General features: G+C 66.3%; 24 protein-coding genes. 13 read left to right on the top strand and 11 right to left on the bottom strand.

Features of this window, described 5'->3' with window-relative positions; translation table 11 throughout:
- Positions 1-13 precede the first annotated feature (13 nt).
- The 4 genes from AC5Y4F_RS10780 to AC5Y4F_RS10795 all read right to left on the bottom strand — a co-directional run bounded on the left by AC5Y4F_RS10780 (position 14) and on the right by AC5Y4F_RS10795 (position 1,911).
- On the bottom strand, positions 14-622 hold the full coding sequence (locus AC5Y4F_RS10780; RefSeq protein WP_067934291.1) for a YbhB/YbcL family Raf kinase inhibitor-like protein: 609 nt from the start codon (positions 620-622) through the stop codon (positions 14-16).
- Positions 623-689: 67 nt separating this feature from the next.
- Complete coding sequence (locus AC5Y4F_RS10785) at positions 690-1,136, bottom strand: SRPBCC family protein (RefSeq protein ID WP_067934387.1); 447 nt, start codon at positions 1,134-1,136, stop codon at positions 690-692.
- A 47-nt stretch (positions 1,137-1,183) separates the two neighbouring features.
- Positions 1,184-1,600: an SRPBCC family protein gene (locus AC5Y4F_RS10790; RefSeq protein WP_499996597.1), complete on the bottom strand. Its 417-nt coding sequence runs from the start codon at positions 1,598-1,600 to the stop codon at positions 1,184-1,186.
- Positions 1,597-1,911 carry an ArsR/SmtB family transcription factor gene (locus AC5Y4F_RS10795; protein ID WP_197520554.1) on the bottom strand — a complete coding sequence of 105 codons (315 nt, stop codon included), beginning with the start codon at positions 1,909-1,911 and terminating at the stop codon, positions 1,597-1,599. The genes AC5Y4F_RS10790 and AC5Y4F_RS10795 overlap by 4 nt, the downstream gene beginning before the upstream one ends.
- Positions 1,912-2,015: 104 nt before the next feature.
- Here AC5Y4F_RS10795 and AC5Y4F_RS10800 point away from each other — a divergent pair, with 104 nt between their 5' ends.
- From AC5Y4F_RS10800 to AC5Y4F_RS10815, 4 genes are all read left to right on the top strand, one after another.
- The gene (locus AC5Y4F_RS10800) at positions 2,016-2,729 is read left to right on the top strand and encodes an MBL fold metallo-hydrolase (RefSeq protein ID WP_067934286.1); all 714 of its coding nucleotides are present in this window, start codon (positions 2,016-2,018) and stop codon (positions 2,727-2,729) included.
- 243 nt (positions 2,730-2,972) lie between these two features.
- Complete coding sequence (gene aceA / locus AC5Y4F_RS10805) at positions 2,973-5,261, top strand: isocitrate lyase ICL2 (protein WP_499996602.1); 2,289 nt, start codon at positions 2,973-2,975, stop codon at positions 5,259-5,261.
- Between the two features lie 263 nt (positions 5,262-5,524).
- On the top strand, positions 5,525-5,935 hold the full coding sequence (locus tag AC5Y4F_RS10810; protein ID WP_067934385.1) for a hypothetical protein: 411 nt from the start codon (positions 5,525-5,527) through the stop codon (positions 5,933-5,935).
- A 160-nt stretch (positions 5,936-6,095) separates the two neighbouring features.
- Complete coding sequence (locus tag AC5Y4F_RS10815) at positions 6,096-7,268, top strand: LLM class flavin-dependent oxidoreductase (RefSeq protein ID WP_499996606.1); 1,173 nt, start codon at positions 6,096-6,098, stop codon at positions 7,266-7,268.
- A gap of 71 nt (positions 7,269-7,339) precedes the next feature.
- Here the strand turns inward: AC5Y4F_RS10815 and AC5Y4F_RS10820 are convergent, their stop codons facing one another.
- On the bottom strand, positions 7,340-8,863 hold the full coding sequence (locus AC5Y4F_RS10820; protein WP_067934281.1) for an adenylate/guanylate cyclase domain-containing protein: 1,524 nt from the start codon (positions 8,861-8,863) through the stop codon (positions 7,340-7,342).
- 188 nt (positions 8,864-9,051) lie between these two features.
- Between AC5Y4F_RS10820 and AC5Y4F_RS10825 the strand changes: the two genes are divergently transcribed.
- Both AC5Y4F_RS10825 and AC5Y4F_RS10830 read left to right on the top strand, forming a co-directional pair.
- Positions 9,052-9,342: a GlsB/YeaQ/YmgE family stress response membrane protein gene (locus AC5Y4F_RS10825; RefSeq protein WP_067934280.1), complete on the top strand. Its 291-nt coding sequence runs from the start codon at positions 9,052-9,054 to the stop codon at positions 9,340-9,342.
- 400 nt (positions 9,343-9,742) lie between these two features.
- The gene (locus tag AC5Y4F_RS10830; protein ID WP_499996612.1) at positions 9,743-10,102 is read left to right on the top strand and encodes a hypothetical protein; all 360 of its coding nucleotides are present in this window, start codon (positions 9,743-9,745) and stop codon (positions 10,100-10,102) included.
- Between the two features lie 57 nt (positions 10,103-10,159).
- Here AC5Y4F_RS10830 and AC5Y4F_RS10835 read toward each other — a convergent pair whose 3' ends face one another.
- Positions 10,160-10,624: an SRPBCC family protein gene (locus AC5Y4F_RS10835; RefSeq protein WP_499996615.1), complete on the bottom strand. Its 465-nt coding sequence runs from the start codon at positions 10,622-10,624 to the stop codon at positions 10,160-10,162.
- A 208-nt stretch (positions 10,625-10,832) separates the two neighbouring features.
- Here AC5Y4F_RS10835 and AC5Y4F_RS10840 point away from each other — a divergent pair, with 208 nt between their 5' ends.
- The 3 genes from AC5Y4F_RS10840 (at position 10,833) to AC5Y4F_RS10850 (ending at position 14,220) form a co-directional block, all read left to right on the top strand.
- Positions 10,833-12,674 carry a fatty acyl-AMP ligase gene (locus AC5Y4F_RS10840; RefSeq protein ID WP_499996617.1) on the top strand — a complete coding sequence of 614 codons (1,842 nt, stop codon included), beginning with the start codon at positions 10,833-10,835 and terminating at the stop codon, positions 12,672-12,674.
- Between the two features lie 94 nt (positions 12,675-12,768).
- A complete protein-coding gene (locus AC5Y4F_RS10845) occupies positions 12,769-13,440 on the top strand; it encodes a hypothetical protein (protein ID WP_499996619.1) in 672 nt (223 codons plus the stop codon).
- 12 nt (positions 13,441-13,452) lie between these two features.
- Positions 13,453-14,220, top strand: a complete 768-nt coding sequence (locus AC5Y4F_RS10850) for a YqjF family protein (RefSeq protein ID WP_067934271.1) — start codon at positions 13,453-13,455, stop codon at positions 14,218-14,220.
- Between the two features lies 1 nt (position 14,221).
- On the opposite strand, the gene AC5Y4F_RS10855 is transcribed toward AC5Y4F_RS10850, so the two are convergent.
- Positions 14,222-14,995, bottom strand: coding sequence for an SDR family oxidoreductase (locus AC5Y4F_RS10855; RefSeq protein ID WP_067934269.1), 774 nt, complete (start codon positions 14,993-14,995; stop codon positions 14,222-14,224).
- A 58-nt stretch (positions 14,996-15,053) separates the two neighbouring features.
- On the opposite strand from AC5Y4F_RS10855, the gene AC5Y4F_RS10860 reads away from it, so the two are divergent.
- Positions 15,054-15,530 carry a nuclear transport factor 2 family protein gene (locus tag AC5Y4F_RS10860; RefSeq protein ID WP_067934267.1) on the top strand — a complete coding sequence of 159 codons (477 nt, stop codon included), beginning with the start codon at positions 15,054-15,056 and terminating at the stop codon, positions 15,528-15,530.
- 317 nt (positions 15,531-15,847) lie between these two features.
- On the opposite strand, the gene AC5Y4F_RS10865 is transcribed toward AC5Y4F_RS10860, so the two are convergent.
- Together AC5Y4F_RS10865 and AC5Y4F_RS10870 are read right to left on the bottom strand one after the other, a co-directional pair.
- The gene (locus tag AC5Y4F_RS10865) at positions 15,848-16,591 is read right to left on the bottom strand and encodes a DJ-1/PfpI family protein (RefSeq protein ID WP_067934265.1); all 744 of its coding nucleotides are present in this window, start codon (positions 16,589-16,591) and stop codon (positions 15,848-15,850) included.
- Between the two features lie 18 nt (positions 16,592-16,609).
- Positions 16,610-17,560: a GlxA family transcriptional regulator gene (locus tag AC5Y4F_RS10870; protein WP_067934263.1), complete on the bottom strand. Its 951-nt coding sequence runs from the start codon at positions 17,558-17,560 to the stop codon at positions 16,610-16,612.
- Between the two features lie 111 nt (positions 17,561-17,671).
- Here AC5Y4F_RS10870 and tpx point away from each other — a divergent pair, with 111 nt between their 5' ends.
- Together tpx and AC5Y4F_RS10880 are read left to right on the top strand one after the other, a co-directional pair.
- On the top strand, positions 17,672-18,166 hold the full coding sequence (tpx, locus tag AC5Y4F_RS10875) for a thiol peroxidase (protein WP_067934262.1): 495 nt from the start codon (positions 17,672-17,674) through the stop codon (positions 18,164-18,166).
- Between the two features lie 91 nt (positions 18,167-18,257).
- On the top strand, positions 18,258-18,452 hold the full coding sequence (locus tag AC5Y4F_RS10880) for a hypothetical protein (protein WP_067934260.1): 195 nt from the start codon (positions 18,258-18,260) through the stop codon (positions 18,450-18,452).
- On the opposite strand, the gene AC5Y4F_RS10885 is transcribed toward AC5Y4F_RS10880, so the two are convergent.
- Positions 18,449-19,402, bottom strand: coding sequence for an NAD(P)H-dependent flavin oxidoreductase (locus tag AC5Y4F_RS10885; protein ID WP_067934258.1), 954 nt, complete (start codon positions 19,400-19,402; stop codon positions 18,449-18,451). The two genes, AC5Y4F_RS10880 and AC5Y4F_RS10885, sit on opposite strands and share 4 nt — an antisense overlap.
- Positions 19,399-19,779 (bottom strand): NYN domain-containing protein, encoded by a 381-nt coding sequence (locus AC5Y4F_RS10890; RefSeq protein WP_067934384.1) that lies wholly within the window; start codon positions 19,777-19,779, stop codon positions 19,399-19,401. The genes AC5Y4F_RS10885 and AC5Y4F_RS10890 overlap by 4 nt, the downstream gene beginning before the upstream one ends.
- A gap of 76 nt (positions 19,780-19,855) precedes the next feature.
- On the opposite strand from AC5Y4F_RS10890, the gene AC5Y4F_RS10895 reads away from it, so the two are divergent.
- A complete protein-coding gene (locus AC5Y4F_RS10895; protein WP_067934256.1) occupies positions 19,856-21,040 on the top strand; it encodes an acyl-CoA dehydrogenase family protein in 1,185 nt (394 codons plus the stop codon).
- Positions 21,041-21,045 lie beyond the last annotated feature (5 nt).

Consider the following 21,045-nt stretch of genomic DNA (forward strand, 5'->3'; position numbering starts at 1 on the left):
GACCCGCTCCGGTTCAGCCACCGAAGATTCCGGTGAGCTGGGCCTGCGAGGTTGCGGCGCCAGCGATCGTCTGCGCCGCCTGCACGCCGGCCAGGCCGCCGGGCAGCTGGTAGTCCTTGGGCAGCTGGTAGAGGGTGAACCGGTAATGGTGTGTCCCGGTTCCCGCCGGGGGACAGGGGCCCTGATACCCCGGCTGGCCGGCCGTGTTGGGCAAGGCGGTCGCCCCCGCCGGAGTCTGCCCGTCTGCGGTGCTCCCGGAGCCGGGGGCGATTCCGATGACCACCCAGTGCACATACAGGCCGTTGACGGCATCGGGGTCGTCGACGACGAGGGCGCCACCCAGGGGCGCCGACCAGGCCAACGGCGGTGCGACGTCGGAACCTTTGCAGGTGTATTGCACCGGGATCGCCGCGCCGTCTGCAAAAGCCGGGCTGCTGATGCTCAACGGCCTGTCCGCGGGCGCGTTCGGCGCCGTGCGCCCAAGCGTCGTGACCTTCGGCGTCGAGGAATTCGTCGGGTGGCTATCACCGTGTCCGGAGCAGCCGGCCAGCCCCGGCGCGATCGCCAGTGCTCCGATGATTGCCGCGCATCGGTGAAGCGTGCCCGCCCGCGTCGATTCCATAGACAACAGTGTGACTCGCGCGCCCGCAGTCGGGAAGGAGCCGATTTCGCCGCTGGGTGCGTTGAACCTACTTGCCGCGCTTCTTGACTTCGAGCACCCGCTTGCGCAGTCCCTCGGTGGCGGTGTCCATCAGACTCTTGGCCCCCTTCTTGACGAGGAATCCGGGCACGGGCGCTACCAGGTCGACCGTCAGCTCGAAGTGAACCTTGGTGGAGTCCCCGTCCGGTGTCAGCGTGTACCGACCCTCCTGGGCGCGTTGCTGTTTGGAGCTGACGAGCGTCCAGCCGACACCGTCGGCGTGGACGGTGTACGCCAACTCCTGCTCGTCGCTGACGCCGACCAGCTTGACGACCTGTCTGGATCGGGTCGGGTGATTCTGATCGTCCCGCTCGAGCACTTCGACCTTCTTATGCGACGACGACCACTCGGTCAATGACTCGAGGTCGAACAACACATCCATGATTTCGTCTGGCGTCGCCTCGATGACGACATCGCGGGAATCGGTGATAGCCATGTCCGGGAGATAGCCGGTGCCGTGCGAGTCGAAACGTCGCACGTCGGTCAAGCGCGTGGTCGAGCGCCAAGCGTGGCGAGCCGGGGGAGGACGACGTCGCGCCATCCCGGCCTCATGCGCTCGAACGCCTGCACCATGCGGTTGTCATCGAGGTCAAACCCGCTGTGTTCCAAGAACACTCGCGTACCATCTCCTTCGGCTTCCAGTGGCCAGGTCAATATCCAGGCGGCTGTGAACGTGTAGGCGAACAGATGCGGCGGGTCGACCTCGAGCACCGTGCAGGGCTGCTTTCCATAGCCCGGCATGTCGAGAGTGAACTGGTGGCCCACCACCGCGGCCACCTGACCCTCGGCCCACCACAGCTTCAGCAGGGCGGGCTCGGTCAGGAGTCGCCACACCGTGGCCGGTGGCGCCGCCACGAATTGCTCCACCCGGATGGTGGCGAAGCGTGACGTCGCGGTCATTTCAACTCCTCTGCTGTTTCGGCGAGCTTGGCCAGTCGGGCGCGCCAGAACTTCTCGAAGGGATGCAGCCACTCCCCGAGTTCCGCCAGTGGCTCCGCGGTCAAGCGGTAGATGCGATGACGTCCGTGCGGCTGGTCGGCCACCAGACCGGCGTCGCGCAGCACCTTGAGGTGCTCGGCGACCGCCGGCCGGCTGAGCTCGAACCGGTCGCTGAGGTCCCCCGCCGAGAGCGGTTGGTCGAACAGAATTTCCAGCAATTCGCGCCGGACCGGGTTGGCCAAGGCGAGAAAGACGCGATCGATGCTGGCCACACCCAGGAACTTATGTCGGATATTCCCGACATGTCAACTATTTCCGACGTAATGTCGCCGCTGAAATGTGCGCTGGCCGGAGGCCGGGCGGCTACCTTCCGGGTGTGCACTTCAGCTGGGAACGGCTGACCGGCAGCGTGCACCGCTGTCGGCTCCCATTCTGCGACGTAACCATCGGGCTGGTGCGGGGCTACACCGGCGCCTTGCTCGTCGACACCGGAACCACGCTGCGCGAGGCCGCCGCGATCGACGCCGACGTCCGGCTGCTCGCCAGGTGTCCGGTGAGCGATATCGTGTTGACGCACAAGCACTTCGACCACGTGCTGGGTTCGTCGTTGTTCGCCGGGGCGCAAGTGCACTGCGCGCCCGAGGTGGCCGAACACCTGTCCTCGGCGACCGCTGAACTCCGCGAGGACGCGCTGCGTCATGGTGCCGACCCCGCCGAGGTGGACGCGGCGATCGCCGCCCTGCGGCCCCCGCGCGGCGGCACTTACCACGACGTCGTCGACCTAGGCGGCCGGGCGGTGACGATCGCCCACCTCGGCCGTGGCCACACCGCTTCCGACCTGGTGGTGATCGCCCCCGGGATGGAGGAGGGCGAGCGGATCGTGGTGTTCACCGGTGACTTGGTGGAGGAGTCCGCCGATCCCGCCATCGATGGCGATTCCGACGTCGCCGCTTGGCCCGCGACGCTGGACCGGTTGCTCGCGGTCGGCGGCCCCGAGGCGATCTACGTCCCCGGCCATGGCAGCGTCGTCGACGCGGGGTTCATCCGTCGCCAGCGGAACTGGCTGGCCCGTCGAACGCCCGCCCCGTGATCGACACCGCATCGAAAAGTATTGTCTCGCAAGGCTTTGACGCCGTATGACGGCGCCAGGCCCGGGCAGGCGAGCGTCGTGACCAAAGAACGCTGCGCGCCGATCACCAACCCGCCGCCGAAAAGCTCTCGCAAGTACCGGATGCGCCAACAGTTTTGGCTTAAGTCCTTGACCCCTGAGTGAACTACCGTTCCCAGGGATAGACTCACGTGCAGTGGGATCGTGCTGAAGAGGAGCGTAGACATGGCGATCATAGAGAAGGACACCCAAGTCCGGCCGTCGTTTGACGACGAGGTCGCTGCCACGCAGCAGTACTTCGACGACCCGCGCTTTTCCCGCATCACGCGCCTCTACACGGCCCGCCAGGTAGCAGAGCAGCGCGGCACCATCCCCACCGACTACACAGTCGCCCGTAACGCGGCAGCCGCGTTCTACGAGCGGCTGCGCGAGTTGTTCGCCGAGAAGAAGAGCATCACCACGTTCGGCCCCTACTCGCCGGGCCAGGCCGTCGCGATGAAGCGCATGGGCATCGAGGGCATCTATCTCGGGGGTTGGGCGACGTCGGCCAAGGGATCCACCACCGAGGACCCGGGACCCGACCTCGCCAGCTACCCACTTAGCCAGGTGCCCGATGATGCCGCGGTGCTGGTGCGCGCGCTGCTGACAGCCGACCGCAACCAGCAGTACCAGCGCCTGAACATGAGTGAGCAGCAACGGGCGACCGCTACGGAGTACGACTATCGGCCGTTCATCATCGCCGACGCTGACACCGGCCACGGTGGTGACCCGCACGTACGCAACCTGATCCGCCGATTCGTCGAGGTCGGCGTGCCTGGGTACCACATCGAGGACCAACGCCCCGGCACCAAGAAGTGTGGCCACCAGGGCGGCAAGGTGCTGGTGCCGTCGGACGAGCAAATCAAGCGGCTCAATGCCGCGCGCTTCCAGCTCGACATCATGAAGGTGCCGGGCATCATCGTCGCCCGTACCGATGCCGAGGCGGCCAACCTGCTCGACAGCCGGGCCGATGAGCGAGACCAGCCGTTCCTGCTAGGCGCCACCAACCTCGACATTCCGTCGTACAAGTCGTGCTTTTTGGCGATGGTGCGCCGCTTTTACGAGCTGGGAGTCAAAGACCTCAACGGTCACCTTCTCTACGCGCTGCCCGAAGGGGAGTACGTAGAGGCGGGGGCCTGGCTTGAGCGGCAGGGCATCGAGGGCGTGATCTCCGACGCGGTCAATACCTGGCGCGAGAACGGGCAACAGTCGATCGATGACCTGTTCGACCAGGTCGAGTCGCGGTTCGTGGCGGCTTGGGAGGAGGACGCCGGGTTGATGACCTACGGCGACGCCGTGGCCGAGGTGCTCGAATTCGACGCAAGCGAGGGCGAGCCGGCCGACATGAGCGTCGAGGAGTGGCGCGCATTCGCGGCGCGCGCGTCCCTGTACTCCGCCAAGACCAAGGCGAAGCAACTGGGCGTCGACCCGGGTTGGGACTGCGAGCTGTCGAAGACTCCCGAGGGCTACTACCAGATACGCGGCGGCATCCCGTACGCGATCGCCAAATCACTGGCGGCCGCGCCGTTCGCCGACATCCTCTGGATGGAGACCAAAACCGCCGACCTGGCCGACGCCAAGCAGTTCGCCGACGCCATCCACGCCGAGTTCCCCGACCAGATGCTGGCCTACAACCTGTCGCCGTCGTTCAACTGGGACACCACGGGCATGACCGATGAGCAGATGAAACAGTTCCCCGAGGAACTGGGCAAGATGGGCTTCGTCTTCAACTTCATCACCTACGGCGGACACCAGATCGACGGCGTCGCGGCCGAGGAGTTCGCGACCTCCCTGCAGCAGGACGGCATGCTCGCGCTGGCCCGCCTGCAGCGCAAGATGCGCCTGGTCGAATCGCCGTATCGCACACCGCAAACCCTGGTGGGCGGGCCGCGGAGCGATGCTGCCCTGACCGCCTCTTCGGGTCGCACCGCGACCACGAAGGCGATGGGCGAGGGCTCGACCCAGCATCAGCACCTGGTGCAGACCGAGGTGCCGAAGAAGCTGCTCGAGGAATGGCTGGCGATGTGGAGCGAGAACTACAACCTCGACGAGAAACTCCGCGTGCAACTGCGGCCCCGCCGCGCCGGCTCGGACGTTCTCGAACTCGGCATCCACGGCAACGATGACGAGCAGCTGGCGAACGTCGTTGTCGACCCGATCAAGGACCGGCACGGCCGCAGCATCCTCCAGGTGCGCGACCAGAACACCTTCGCCGAGAAGCTACGCCAGAAGCGGCTGATGACGTTGATCCACCTTTGGCTGGTGCACCGCTTCAAGGCCGACGCGGTGATCTATGTGACGCCGACCGAGGACAACCAATATCAGACCGCGAAGATGAAATCGCACGGCATCTTCAGCGAGGTTTATCAAGAGGTCGGCGAGATCATCGTCGCTGAGGTCAATCGGCCCCGCATAGCCGAACTGCTGCAGCCGGACCGGGTCGCGCTGCGCAAGTTGATCACCAAAGAAGATTAGCCAGCGCCTTATCGACGCGACACCGCCGCGCGTCGGCATGCGCCCAGCACGGCAGCGCCCGGGGTTCACATCGTTATGCTCACCGGCTGCGTTCTGGAACCGATTTGCTGGCCAACCCACGTTTCGTAATAGCCCATCGCACCGTGCGGTGGGCCATCTTGTTCGAGTCCAAACTCGGCGCCGGAATCTGTTTGCGCAATCGCCGCGCGGGGTAAGAAAAAATGGGCGGCACGACGTGGCGCATGTGCAGATTGGGGGATCTGATGAGATCAGGACCGAGGACGACGATCGCTCTGTTCGGCGGTGCGGCGGTGCTCGTGCTGTCGGTCGCCTGCGGCGGTGGCAACAAAGGCGGCCCGAGCAGCACCTCAACCACCACTCCAACGACCACCCCGTCGTCAAGCGTCGCGCCCTCCACTGCGCCCGGCGGCGGCGGTGGTGGTGAACCCGGCGGTCCGAACGGCGGGGGCGGACCCAACGGCGGCGGCGGCAGCGTGCCCGGCGGCCCGACCGGCGGCGGTGGCCCCGGTGGCGGCGGCGGCAGCGTACCCGGCGGGCCGACCGGCGGCGGCGGTCCCGGTGGCGGCGGCGGCAGCATTCCCGGCGTCGGCGGTGGCGGCGGTGGACCGGGCGGCGGCGGCGGATGCGTCGGCAACGTCTGCGGCGGTTACTGATCGCCCGAATCGCGTTCCCTAAAACGCAACCTAAAAGACCTGTTCCCTAGCCGGTGGGGCCGGGACTACCTGGCCCCATCGGCTGAACTTTGCTTGCGGCCTAGGGCCGACCGGTTATCCGAGTTATGGTTCTCCGCAACTCGGATGCAAGGGGACGTCAATGTCGAAGCTCAGATTCGGATACTTCATCGCCCCGTTCCACCGCTCGGGTACCAACCCAACGCTGGCGTTGCAGCGGGATCTGCAATTCATCGAGCACCTCGACGCCCTCGGATTCGACGAAGTCTGGCTGGGTGAACATCACTCGGCCGGCAGCGAAATCATCAGTTCCCCAGAAATTTTCATAGCCGCCGCCGCCGAACGGGCAAAGCGTATCCGGTTCGGCACCGGCGTCATTTCGCTTTCGTATCACAACCCGCTCTGGGTCGCTGACCGGCTGATGCTGCTGGATCACCTGACACATGGCCGCATCATCGGCGGTGTGGGACCAGGCTCGCTGCCCAGCGACTCGTCCATGATCGGACTCACCCCGACCGATACCCGAGAGCTGCTGGAAACCAACCTCGACATCGTCGTCCGGCTGCTGGCGGGCGAGACGGTCAGCGCCAAAACCGCCACCCACCAGCTCTTCGATGCCAAGTTGCAGCTCGCCCCTTATTCCGACGGCGGGATCCCGCTGTCCGTCGCCGCAGTCGCATCACCGACGGGTGCGCGGCTGGCCGGCATGCACGGCATCGGCCTGCTGTCCATCGGGGCGACCCTGACCGTCGAGGGTTTCGATGCGCTGTCCTACCACTGGGGCATCGTCGAGGAGCGCGCCGCCGCGTTCGGCACGCAGGTCGACCGCAAGAACTGGAGTCTGGTCGGTTTGTTCCACCTCGCCGAGACCGAGAAGCAGGCCCGGGAAGAGGTCAAGTTCGGCATCGAGCCGTGGTTCCGGTACTTCCAGAAGGTGGCGGCCTTCCCGCAGATGACGATGCCGGGGGAGCAGCTCGACGAGATGATCGACGTCATCAACGACAACGGGGCGGGCGTCATCGGCACGCCCGAGCGGGCGCGCGAACAGGTGCAGCGGTTGTGGGATCAGTCCGGCGGTTTCGGCTGCATGCTCCAGATGGGCCACGAGTGGGCCAACCCGGCGGCCACCCGACGGTCCGCCGAACTGTTCGCCGCCGAAGTCATGCCGCATTTCCAGGGGCAGGCGCAGCCGACGCTAGATGCCGCCGCGCGTGCCGGCCAGGCCCGGGAGACCTTGGCGCAGTCGCAGTTAGACGCCGTGGCGCACATGACCCAGAAGTATGAGAGCGAAAAACGTCCTCCTAGCGAAGCGTGATCTGGTGTTTCGCCGAGCGCAGCCCGCCATGGTCAACGCGCTCGGCGACCGCCTGTGCTCGGCGGCCCGTTTCATGACGGATCAGCATCGGTCGTTGAGTCAAGGCCGAAGAGGTGCACCGCGGACGACTTGCCCTTGAGGGCGTGAAGCCCTCGGCCTGTGAGGGCGGCCGGGTGATGATCGAGGGCATCGAAGCACTGGCCGGTAAGGAGGATCGCGTCGCCAGTGGTCTTGGTGAGCTGCTCGACGCGGGCAGCGACGTTGACAGTGTCGCCGATCAGCGTGAACTCGAGCTTGCTTCCGCCGCCGATGGTGCCTGCGATCACCTTACCGGTGTTGATGCCGATGCCGATGTGAAGCTCGCCGCCGAATCGCTCCGTGACGAGGCGCTGAATCAGAACAGCCGCTCTTAGCGCGGCGTCTGCATGGTCCGCAAGGTCGTTGGGGGCGCCGAACACGGCCAGTGCTCCGTCGCCGAGGAACTTGTTGACGTGCCCCCCGGCGTCCACGACGGCAGGCACGACGAGCTCAAACAAGGCGTTGAGCCGGGCGACGGTGTCCTCGGCGCTGTTCGCCTCGGCGAACGGCGTGAAGTCGCGGATGTCGACGAACATCACCGTCACCTCGCGGCGCTCGCCGGTGAAGACATCGTCACCCTGCTCAAGTAGGCGCGCGGCTAGGGCGGGGTCGACGTAGGTGCCGAATGCCGCCTGAAGTCGTTGCCGCTCAGCCAAACCCGCCTGCATGCGGTTGAACGATCCCGCCAGCGCACCCAGGTCATCGTCTTGAACCACCGGCAGACGTTGGGTGTAGTCGCCGGCCGCAACCCGTTCGGTTCCCTCGGCGAGGTCGCGTATCGGTCCTAGGGACGGGGAGACGACCGCGCCGACGGTGATGGGCACCGCGATACTGAGCGTCAAACCGCACCCGATGACCAGGGCAAGGGCGGGGACCGCGAGTGCGTCGTGCAGCAGAGCCCCCAGCATCACGCCCAGAACGGCGAATGTGAACAAGCTGGCGAGCATCGCGAGGTCGAGCCATGCGGCAAAAGTCGGGTGGGAACGTGGCAGGGAGTCACCGATGGCGGTGTCACCTGCCAAGGCCACTCTGACTGGCCGCAGCGCCGCCTCGCAATAGGCATGCACCGCGACCAACGCAGTGGCGACGCCGATGAACGCGCCCAGCACCCCGTATTCGGCTAGTCGCCACCCGCTCGCTCCGCCGACCGCACCGACAAGCACTGTAAGCAGCGCCGCCCAAACGCCGGGGAACCACAGCCCTCGTACGACTGCTGCGCGCGCCCAGCTGTAGGTATCGCCCAGCGCCCCTGCACGATTGACCTCATGGCCCGCCGCCCAACGCTCCGCAGGCCGGAATCGTTGGCTACCAGGCAGGACCATTCCGTATGTCGCCGCACCCACAGCGACGACAGTGACACCCACCGCCTGAAGGTAATGGTCAGACGCTTCGGAACTAACCACGATCAACGACCAGAAAAGGTACACCGGTAGTAGCAAAAGGTACGTCAGTGCGCACATCGCCCAGGAGTACCTCGGCCCATAACGATTCCACGCCCACTGCCAAATGCGATCCATGCCAGGGAGACTAGAGCGGTTAGCTACCTAGGCGCGGCTCTTCGTCGCTGCGCGGCTGACGCCGTCGCCTATGTCGTCGAGACCGCCGCTGACCCGTTGAACGTATGTGTTACAAGTTGCTGGATCAGGGGAACCCGTAGTCGAAGTAGGGGCCCACCCGGGGCGCCGTGACGACAGGAGTTGCAGCAATGATCGGGTCAATAATCCTCGCCATTGTTGTGGGTGCGCTCATCGGTTTGATTGCGCGTCTGCTCATGCCAGGAAAACAAGACATCGGCATGATTATGACCATCGCGCTAGGCGCCCTCGGTGGCTTGATCGGCTCATGGGTAGCCGCCAAGTTCGGCTATGAGAATGCCAATGGCGGAATCGCCTGGGTCCCATTCCTCATTGGAATCGGTGCTGCCGTCGTGCTGATTGCAATCTGGGAGACCGTGCGGGGTCGCCGTACCCGCCGTGCCGGGTTGCTTCGCCGGTAACTGGTGTCCCGAGCCCGACGGAACGCCGATCAGACGCCCAGTGGCCGCTGCTCTTTCCAGTGCAGCGGTGCCGGGCGCATCGGTCTGGGCGGAATCGATGTCCTCAGGGCGCCCGGCCTGGTTTGCCCTGATTGAGCCATCCACAGACGTTGCGGATGCTTCGCCTGGTCACCCCCCGAGCACCCAATGCGGTCCGGCTGGGAATCGCTACAGCAAGTACCAGCATGAGACGCAGCAAGCCGGCTCGGGATTGAAAGCCGCGGTTGGACATTTACAATTCAGGCGCGAGTGACCGCAGAGCTCCAGATCGGCCGCGACGATGGGTAGTCCGTTCCGGCTTCATATCGGAGCGACAGCCGCGTCTCAGGGGCCAGCTAAAAACTCGGCGCATACCTAGAGGATGACCACCACCACTCACCCGGCGATCTCCGGCGGATGCCGTCGGCCCTTAGTGCGCGTGATTCTCACGAGCGCCGCGACCGTGACCCTCCTGGCCTTATCCGACGCGGCGCAGCCCCAGGCCAGCGGAATGACGCTGGGGCCCGCAGCGATCCGGCTGGCGGACACGGAATTCTCACCCCAGGCGCCACCAGGTCTCACCGGCGGCTTCGCAGCCGATGACGACGATCGAGCCCAGCTGCAGCAGCAGTTGCAGCAATCCATGCAGCAGGCCCAAGAACAAAACGACCAGGCCGAGCAGCAGTTCAACCAGGACATGCAGCAGCAACAGACCTACGAGAACCAGTTCAACAACCCGTAAATGGTGAATCGAAGCTCGGCGGCCGCTTTGGCGGCCGTCATCGGCCGCGCCGGAAAGCTACCGCCCGCCGATTTCGCGCTCGGATGCCTTGACCAGCCGGCCCGCGAAAAACCGGACAGCTCCGCCCATGACGGCGCGCATCAGCGGGCCCGTCCCGCGAACACCTTCGGTGAACGATCCGGTCCAGCGGATATCGGTTCCCCCCGCGGCATTCGGCGTGAGGACCACTTCGCCGGCGTAGTCCTTGGCCGGGGTGGAAGGCCCCACCAGCTTGTACGCGTGGCGACGGTCTTGCTCATATACGACCGTTTCCTCCTGCACAAAGACCGGCCACATGCCCACCTTGCGGATGGCTCCGATGCCGCCGGGGGCGGGGTCGCCCTGGCGGGCCCAGCTCGAGTGCACGACGATCGGCTTGGCCCACCGCGACCAGTTCGCTCCGTCGGCCACCAGCCGGAACACCGTCGCGGCGGGCGCACTGCTGGTGCGGGTGACTTCGAAGGAATAGTTCCGGCCCGGCATGACGACTCCTGGTGGTAGCAAACGCACGGCACTGAACGCCGCTCGCCGGTAGGCTACCGCCCGCGCTGGGCGTCGGCCGGCTCGGGTTGATCGTTCCCGTCGACCCGCTGATCGAACGTCTGGCGGAATCGGCGAATGCGGTGGCCGCCCTTGGCGTTTGCCGATTCACCGCCGGGGAACCGGCGCATCGGCCCCCTAGACTGCTCTTATGGCACGCGATTCCCGGCAAGAGGGCCCCGGTGGCCTACTTCGGATCGAGGACTGCCTGGACGCGGCGGGCGCTGTCGTGCTGCCGCCCGGGGTCAACCTGATATCGCTCATCGACCGCAACATCGCGAATGTCGGTGCCACTGTGGCGTATCGCTATCTCGATTACAGCCGTTCCGCCGACGGGGATGCCGACGAGGTGACGTGGAGCCGGTTCGGTGTCCGGCTGCAAGCCGTAGGCGCGCGCATCCAGCAAGCCGCTAGTCGCGGTGAGCGCGTCGCGGTCCTCGCACCCCAGGGCATCGACTACATCACCGGCTTCTACGCGGCGGTCAAGGCCGGGACCATCGCCGTCCCGTTATTCGCCCCGGAACTGCCAGGGCACGCCGAACGGCTTGATACCGCACTGCGCGATTCCGAGCCCACCGTCGTACTCACGACGACACCCGCGCAAGACGCAGTGTTGAAGTTTCTGGCTAGCCACCCGCACCTGCCCCGGCCGCAAGTGATCGCGATCGACCAGATCCCCGACTCGGCGGGGGAGTCGTTCGTGCCAACCGAACTCGGCATGGATGACGTGTCGCACCTGCAGTACACGTCCGGCGCGACCCGGCCGCCGGTCGGTGTCGAGATCACCCACCGAGCGGTGGGCACCAACCTGGTGCAGATGATTCTGTCGATCGACCTGCTGGACCGAAACACCCACGGCGTCAGCTGGTTACCGCTGTACCACGACATGGGTTTGTCGATGATCGGGTTTCCGGCCGTCTACGGCGGCCACTCCACGTTGATGTCGCCGACCGCATTCGTCCGCCGGCCCCAACGATGGATCCAGGCCCTCTCCGATGGGTCGCGGCGGGGCAACGTCGTCACCGCCGCGCCGAACTTCGCTTACGAGTGGGCCGCGCAGCGCGGCCTGCCCGCCGGCGGTGCGGACATCGACCTGCGCAACGTGGTGATGATCATCGGCTCCGAACCCGTCAGCATCGACGCGATCAGGACTTTCAATAAGGCGTTTGCGCCATATGGGTTGCCCCGGACGGCGTTCAAGCCGTCCTACGGGATCGCCGAGGCAACGTTGTTCGTCGCAACCATCGCGCCCGCCGCCGAGGCGACGGCGGTCTACTTCGACCGAGAACGGCTGGGCGCTGGGCACGCGGTGCGGGTCGCCGCGGATTCTCCCGACGCGGTCCCGCAGGTGTCGTGCGGCCAGGTCGCACGCAGCGAGTGGGCCGTCATCGTCGACCGCGCCAACGGATCCGAGTTGCCCGACGGCCGGGTGGGAGAAATCTGGTTGCAGGGCAACAACGTCGGACGCGGCTACTGGGGGCTGCCGGACGAAACACGGTGGGCATTCGGCGCGGACCTGCGATCGACGCTTGCCGACGGCAGCCACGCGGCGGGCGCCGATCCGGACCGCCCCTGGCTCCGCACCGGCGACTTGGGCCTGTATCTCGACGGTGAGCTGTATGTGACCGGCCGGATCGCCGACCTGGTGACGATCGACGGCCGCAACCACTACCCACAACACATCGAGACCACCGTCGCCGAAGCGTCCGAAATCGTGCGGCGCGGATACGTGGCGGCCTTTGCTGTGCCGGGCGGCGACGCTCGGGATGCCGCCCGGCTCGTAGTCGTCGCCGAACGCGCCGCGGGCACCAGCCGTCAAGATCCGCGGCCGGCAATCGAGTCGATCCGAGCAGCGGTTGCGCGGCGGCACGGGCTGAACGTCTCGGACGTGCGCCTCCTGCCGGCCGGTGCCATCCCGCGGACCACCAGCGGCAAGCTGGCCCGCAGGGCCTGCCGGGCGGATTACCTCGACGGCACCCTGGGCGTGCGCTGACGAACTGGTCTTGTGGCAGGCATGTTCGCGACGTCCTCGGGGTGCGCCGGCAGAGTTGACCGAACGCCCGCCGTTCCGGTGGCATCCTGGCCATGTGGGTTTGCTATTTCGGTTGGCGGAGCTGTTGATCGTGATCCTGCCGCTGACGGGAGCGATCGTCGCTGCCGTCCGCGCCTTCGGCCGACGGCGCACCGACGCGCAATCACAGGATACGGGCCGGACGCGACCACCCGCCCCGCCCACCACCGACCGCTCCAGCATGAATCAAGCGACCCAGTGGCGCGCGGTCCGGCGCGTACTCGACGAGCACGGCCGCACGGATGCGCGCTGGCTCGAGTATGAACTCGACGTCGCCAAGCTGCTGGACTTTCCACTGATGACCGACATGCGCGACGCGCACACGATCGCGTTCCACAAAGCCAAGCTGCGGGCCGACTTCCTTCGCCCCACCAAGGCGGAGGATCTGCTCGACGACCGCGACGGTGCCGCGCAGTACATGGCCGCCGTCGAGGACTACGTCACGGCGTTCAACGCCGCCGAGGCCGAAGCGATCCGCAGACGCCGCAACGACTTCTCCCGGGCGGATCAGCAGCGAATCGCCCGGGCGCAGAGCCTATTACGAGTCGCTGCCGACCCCGCGGCGGCCGCGCATGAACGCCAGCGGGCATACGATGTGGCCCGCAACGAACTCGACGGCCTGCTGGTGCTGCCATCAGCGACACAGGCGAAGCTCGAGCGCGGGATCTCCGGCGAGCTCGAGCGATAGGGCCAACGTCGGATGACCGAGACTTCCGGCCCGTTGGCCGCCGACCCCGATGGACCGCACGCTGGGTATCCGCTCACCCCGCCGCCGCTTGCCGGGCCGGTGACGTTCGATCAGCGTTGGCGCGATCTGACCTTCATCCATTGGCCCGTGCGTCCAGAAAGCGTCGAACCAATGTACCCGGCCGGCACCCGTCCCGACATATTCGCCGACGGGCTGACCTACGTCGGGCTGGTCCCGTTCGTCATGTCCGCCACGAAAGTTGGCTCCACACTTCCGCTTCCGTATTTCGGTAGCTTCCTCGAGACCAACGTCCGTCTCTATTCGATCGACGCCACCGGTCGCCACGGTGTCCTTTTCCGGTCGCTGGAGACGGCGCGCTTGGCCGTCGTCCCAGTCACCCGCATCGGCCTTGGCGTCCCGTACACCTGGGCCAGGATGCGGATCCGGCGCGACGGCTGCCGCGTCGTGTATCACAGCGTGCGCCGATGGCCTCGCCGCGGCTTGCACAGCCGGCTCGAGATCGTCGTCGGTGATGTGGTCGAACCGACGCCCCTGGAGATGTGGCTTACCGCCCGTTGGGGTGCACATACCCGCAAGGCGGGGCGGACGTGGTGGATACCGAACGAGCACGACCCCTGGCCGCTTCGCGCGGCCGAGATTGTCCAGCTGGACAGCGAACTAGTGCAGGCTGCCGGGGTGCGGCCAGCCGGTGAGCGATTGCGCGCGCTGTATTCCTGGGGTGTCCGAACGCGCTTCGGCCGCCCCCAGCTGGTCGGGTGATCTACGGACAGCTGTATCCGCCGTCGATCACGACGTCCGAACCGGTCATATAGCTGGACGCCTCGCTGGCCAAATAGACGTACAGACCGGTGAGCTCTTCGGGGCGGCCGATGCGGCCGAGCGGTATCTTCGGCTCCCATTGGCGGTGATACTCCGTCAACGGCTCGACGAGCTCGGTCAGGATGTAACCGGGGCTGACACTGTTGACCCGAATGTTGTGCGGCGCGAATTCGACTGCCATCGCCTTGGTCATGTGGATGACGGCCGCCTTGGAGGTGCAGTAGTGGCCGACCTGCTGTGGGACGTTGATGATGCTGCCCGACATCGAGGCGGTGTTGATGATGACGCCGCCACACCCTTGGGCCACCATCGCCCGGGCCGCCGCCTGCGCGGTCAGGAAGACGCCGGTCACATTGGTGTCCTGGATGCGCTGGAATTCATCGGGCGACATCTCCAGCATCGGGACGACGGTGATGATGCCGGCGTTGCAGACCGCGATGTCGATGCCGCCCAGCTCGGCCATCACCCGGTCCACCATGCTGTTCACCTGTTCGGGACGGGTCACGTCGCATCGGATCGGCACCACCTTGCCGCCGCCGTCCGCCGCCAGCTCGTCGGCGACGCTCTGTAGGGCCTCGACATTCCGGGCGGCGATGGCCACGTCGGCGCCGACTTGCGCGTAGGCCTGGGCCACCTTCCTGCCGATGCCGCTGGACGCCCCGGTGATTAACGCCCTCTTGCCGCGTAGGCCAAACAAGTCCATCACGTTGTTCATCCGAGATCCCCATTCATACGAGCGCCCCGAAACCGGAACACGTTCTAGTGTGTCCGCTATGGGCAAATTCAGCAGGGCAGAAATCGATACCGCCGTCGACAACTACACCAAAGTCGTCGAAGGGTGCAGCGCTTCGGGCGATTGGCGGCCGTTTGCGGACCTGTTCACCGAGGACGTCGTCTACACCGAGCATCACTACGGGGTCTTTCACGGGCGCGAAGCGGTCCGCGACTGGATCGTTGCGGTAATGGCGCCGTTCCCGCACATGCGTTTTCCCAATGGTTGGGTCGCCCATGACGACGACAATGACGCCGTCGTCCTCATGATCAAGAACCTGCTGGACCACCCGACCGATCCGGAAGGCGAACCGTTTTGGTTCCCGAACTGGACGCGGCTGGTCTACGCCGGAGACGGCCTGTTCTCCAGCGAGGAAGACATCTACAACCCCGACCGTGACGCTCCCGGCGTGGTCGCGGCCTGGATGCGGGCCGGCGGCCAGCTCGCAACGACCGAGATCCTGCAGCCCGGCGCTTGACGCCTGAAGGCCATAGACTCCGAAAATGTTGATTGGTAAGGCATTTCGGAATGCTGACGCCAATCGGAGTCCTCGTTCACGGTGCCGCGGTGAAGTGCCGGCTCGGACCAGCGTCGCATCTGCACCCTGGTCCAACCGATTTGCAGGTCCGCTGCAGGTGGAAACCTCAGCGATTCAGCGCGGCAACCGCGAGGCCGGGTCGCTACGCATCGTCGGCGATCGCGCCCTAGTCCAAAGGTTCTGGCGCCTATTTCCCTTGCCGGTCACCGCCGAACCTGCGGCAGATGCGTGATGCTCGCGGCTCGCAGTCGGCGGCCCTAGGCGGGGGAACGATCCGGCTGGCGCCTTTGTCGCCGCGACCGGACCTTGCTCAGCGCCTGCTCCCAGGCGAGCAACGTCGTCGCCTTCACGTTGGCGGGCTTCACGCTGTCCTTGGATAGCAACGCGGTGGCCGCGGCCTTGGTGGTCGCCGACGCCTTGGACATGTGGCCCGAGTCGAACGGTGGCTGCGGGTCGTATTCGAGCGCGAGTTGGATTGCCTTGGCTCGACTTTCGCCGCCGATCTGTCCGGCCAGCCACAGCGCGAGGTCGAGGCCGGCCGACACGCCGGCGCTGGTGACGACGTCGTCCTGATGCACGATTCGTTCGTCGGCCACGGGGACGGCGCCGAACGCCTTGAGCGCGGGAACGGTCAGCCAGTGCGACGTCGCGCGCCGGCCCTCGAGCAGCCCGGCGGCCGCCAGAATCACCGAGCCGGAACACACCGAGGTCGTCCAGCGCGCGCTCTGGTGGGCCCGGCGCAACCAGTCGAGCAGCGCTTCGTCCCGCGCGTGGACGGGCGTCGAGGGGCCTCCGGGGACGAGAATCACGTCGGGAGAGGGAGTTTCGGCCAGCGAGTGCGTGGCGCCGATCACCAACACGCCGGAGTCCGCGGTGATCGGCCCGGCTTCGTGCCACACGAAGCGCACCTCGGCGTCCGGCAGGTTGCGCAGCACCTCGTACGGACCGATCATGTCCAGCGCGGTGAACCCCGGATAGGCCACGATGGCGATTTGGGTCATAGTTTCGTCCTTTCGGTATCAGGCGAAGGCCTTGCGGTATTGGTCGGGCGAAATACCAACGCGACGAAGGAAATTGCGCCGCATGGTTTCCGCCGTGCCGAAGCCACACCGGGCGGCGATCGCGACGACGGTGTCGTCGGTCTCCTCTAATTGCCGGCGCGCGGCTTCGGTGCGGATGCGTTCGACGTATTGGCCCGGCGCCTCACCGATTTCGGCGGTGAACACCCTCGTGAAGTGGCGCGGGCTCATCGCGGCCCGGCGAGCCAGATCATCGATACTGTGCGGGCCGCCCGGCTCGGCCTCGATCGTCTCCTGCACCTCGCGGATCGAGTCCCTCCTCGCCCGCGGCATCCACACCGGCGCCGCGAACTGCGTCTGCCCACCCGGTCGGCGCAGATACAGCACGAGCCAGCGCGCGACCGTCTGCGCGAGTTCGGTGCCGTGGTCGTCCTCGATCAACGCGAGCGTGAGATCAATGCCGGCGGTGACACCCGCGGCGGTCCATACGGTGTCCGAGCTCCGCACGAAGATCGGGTCGGCATCGACGTCGATGGCGGGGAATTCATCGGCCAACCGCTCGGCGAAGGCCCAATGGGTGGTCACCCGTTGCCCGTCCAGCAGTCCCGCCTCGGCCGCGAGAAACGCGCCGGTGCACACCGTCACGATGCGCCGCGCACGTGTGGCGACGGACTTGATCCAGGCGAGAAGCTCGGCGTCGGAACGGGCGGCGTCGACGCCGGCGCCGCCGGGCAGCACGACCGTGTCGATCGGGTCATCCGGGTCCGGTAACGGGGTCGCCACGAACGCCAGCCCGGTCGCCGTCGGCACCGGCTGCCCACCCGCCGAGGCCATCGCGACGTCATAACCGCCGCCCGTCAACAGCGATGCGCCGGTGAACACGTCATAAGGGCCCACCACATCGAGCGCCTGCACGCCGGGGAAACCGACGATCACCACCTTGCGAGGCATGGATCAAGTGTTAGACACGCCGGGGTGTGTCGTCTACGCCATGTATCCCACTAATCAGGACATGGGGACCTGCCCCATGACGGCCACGGCGGCCTTGGCAGACTGTTGCCCATGGCACAGATAACGTTGCGTGGAAACCCGATCAATACTGTCGGCGAGCTGCCTGCCGTCGGATCCAAAGCCCCGGCCTTCAGTCTGACCGGCGGCGATCTGGCCGCAGTCAGCAGCGAGCAATTCAGCGGTAAGCCCTTGGTGCTCAACATCTTTCCATCCATCGACACGCCGGTGTGCGCGGCCAGCGTGCGGACCTTCAACGAGCGCGCCGCCGCGAGCGGTGCGTCGGTGTTGTGCGTGTCAAAAGATCTGCCGTTCGCGCAGGCGCGATTCTGTGGCGCCGAGGGCATCGAGAACGTCAAGAGCGCGTCGGCGTTCCGCGACAACTTCGGCGATGACTACGGGGTCACAATCGCTGACGGCCCAATGGCCGGACTGCTCGCCCGGGCCATCGTGGTGATCGGCACCGACGGCAACGTCGCCTACACCGAACTGGTGCCCGAGATCGCGCAGGAGCCCAACTACGACGCGGCGCTGGCGGCGGCGGGCTGATTTCTTTCCGTCGGGCGGCTTGGTGCGCGTTTGCAGCGCACCAGGTTTGCCAACCTTGATCTGTGGTTTCGTCGCCGTGCCGTGTTAGCCCGTGGTGGGTACCACCGGCTACCTGGCAGCGGGCATGCTGCTCTTGGTCACCGTCGCGCCGACCGCCTGTAGCAGCAAGACGACCATCAAGGCAAAGGGCGCGGCACAGTCGGTCGTCGACGTCGATGCCAGGCAGACCGGCTTCCGACACGCCGAAGTGCACTGTCCGTCCGGGGTGGAAGCCAACCCGAGCTAGGGCTCGCCCACTTGCTTCGACGTGGCAGCCAGCACCGCGCGGCAGCCTCGCCACGTCTCCTTGATGATGTCGGCGGCGGGCGGCAAGTCCTGTATACGGCCCGCCACCTGACCGGTGTTGGCGACGCTGGCGCCCAGGTCGCCGTCGAAGTACAGCCGTTGCACGCGTTGTAGTGCCGCGGCCCCATCTTCGGCAGACATCGCGGTGTCGAGGCGCTCGGCGGCAGGGGTGCGGATGACGCGCATCATTCGGGTGCCGTCCAGGGGGAGCATCACTGTGCCGGTCTCGTCGGCGTCGACGACCGCTTGCTTGAGGTTGCCGTGCACCGGCGAGTCCGCGGACGCAAGCAGCCGGGTGCCCATCTGCACCGCTTCCGCGCCCAGAACGAAAGCGGCCGCCATGGAGCGCGCGTCGCAGATCCCACCGGCGGCCACGATCGGGATGTCCACGTGGGCCGCCACCAACGGCAGCAGCACCATGGTGGACGCGCCAAACCGATTCTTGAATCCGCCTCCTTCGACGCCCTCGACCACCAGCCCATCCACGCCGGCGTCGACGGCCTTTTTGGCCGCGGCCAGGGTGCCCACCACATGGAACACCGTGATGCCCGCGTCGTGCAGACGTTCGGTGAACACCGACGGGCTCCCGGCCGAAGTGGTCACGAACCGAACGTTGTTGGCGACAAGCAATTCCAACATCGCCGGGTCACGGTTGAACAGCAACGCGATGTTCGCCCCGACGGCGCCGCCGGTCAGCTCGCGCACCCGTCGCAGGTCGGCTCGGCCCTGGTCCGAGGTGGTCTCGATGATTCCCAGCCCACCGGCATTCGACACCGCGGCGGCCAGCTGAGCGCCGGCGATGTAAGTCATCGGCGCCTGGATGATCGGGATGTCGATGTGCGCAAGGGCGCAGACCCGGTTGGGCGCGGCGCTCGGGTTGCCGGTGGTCATCGGTGCCGCGGATCGATCAGGTCGCGGAAACTTTCCGAGCGCTGGACGGATGCCCCGAGGCTTCGCACTCGCTCGGTCAACGCCCTGTCGGATGTCACGACCCGAATGTCGTGCGGGGCAGGGTCGCCCGCGACAAGCCGGACGATCTCGTCGTCGGCCGAATTCGCGGCCGCCCTGGGTGGGTGCGCGACCTCAACCACCGATGAAGTGACGGCCGCCGACGGCGGTCGTTCAAAAACCACTGTCACCGTTTCTCCTTGACCCAACGCCCATCGATCCAGTCCTTTTACCAATCTGACCATTGCACCGTCGCGATCTTTCCACCAGCCATCGGGACGACTTCCGATGACATTCATGGCGTCGACGATCCACCGCACAACCACACCGTAAACGACATGGCACGACGCGTGATTTCCATTCTTCAAGCCCTCAGTGGTTGATACGGTCACCCTCATGACCTCGATCGCCGACACAGCAGACCGGGTTGTCGCACTGGCTCGCGGTATGCGCGACCTGGTGCGCGCCGAAGCCGCCGAATCCGAGCGGATGCGCACCCTCACCCCGGCAATCGTCGACGCGATGTGGGCCAGTGGGCTGATGTCGGCATTCAACCCGGTCGTTGCCGGCGGTATCGAGCCGTCCTTCACCGAAATGATCGAGACCTGGATCGAAATGGCTTGGCAAGACGGGTCATTCGGTTGGGTAGGTATTGCCAATCTGCCATCGTCCTTCGCCGCGGCGGTGTACTTACCCGACGAAGGCTTCGCCGAAGTGTTTACCGCGCATGACAACCGGGTCGCCATGGGAGGTCAGTTCTTTCCCAACGGACAAGGCGCCGCCGTCGACGGCGGCTACCGGGTGACCGGCGCATGGAACTTCGGTTCGGGCATCGGGCACTCGGAATACGTTGCGGCCGGCTTCCTGCCGATGGATGACGGCGAGATGCGTTGGATCAGTGAGGGTTTGCCCGAAATGCGAGTGGCCCTGATTCCGCGGGCGGAGATCAGTTTCAACGACGGCTGGTTCGTGCAAGGGCTGAAGGGAACCGGTTCCTACGACTACAGCGCTCAGGACGTGTTCGTTCCCGAGAGCCGCACGTTCGAACTGTTCGTGCGTCAGCCCTATCGTGGGACATCGCCGGCAACCCGGATGGGACTGATGCCGGTGACCGCCGCCGGGCACGCGTCTTGGGCGCTGGGGGTGGCCAAGAGCATGCTCGACGATGTCCAAGAGCTGGCCGCGACCAAGTTTCGGATGAGCGACATGGCGTCGCTGGCCAGCCGCCCCACCTTCCAGAAGGGCCTGGCGCATCACCGCGCGGCCTGGCGTGCGGCCCGCCTCTTGGTCCTCGACGCGTTCACCAGCGCCGAGGCGGCGGTCGGGTCCGGGGAGGACCTGACACCGGCGCTACGCGCCGACATGCGGGTGGCCGCCGTCTACGCCACCGACACGGCCCGTAGCTGTGCCGAATGGGCGCATTTGGTCGCCGGGACCAGCTCGATCCGTGAGGGCAGCCGGCTCGAGCGCGCCTTCCGTGACATCTACACCGGAACCCAGCACGCCTTCATCAGCGAGAAAGTCGCCATCGACGTGGCGCAGATCTGGCTGGGCATCATCGAAGATCAGCCCGGGCTCTAAATCGC

This window comes from Mycobacterium sp. NGS56 (genome assembly GCF_059812425.1).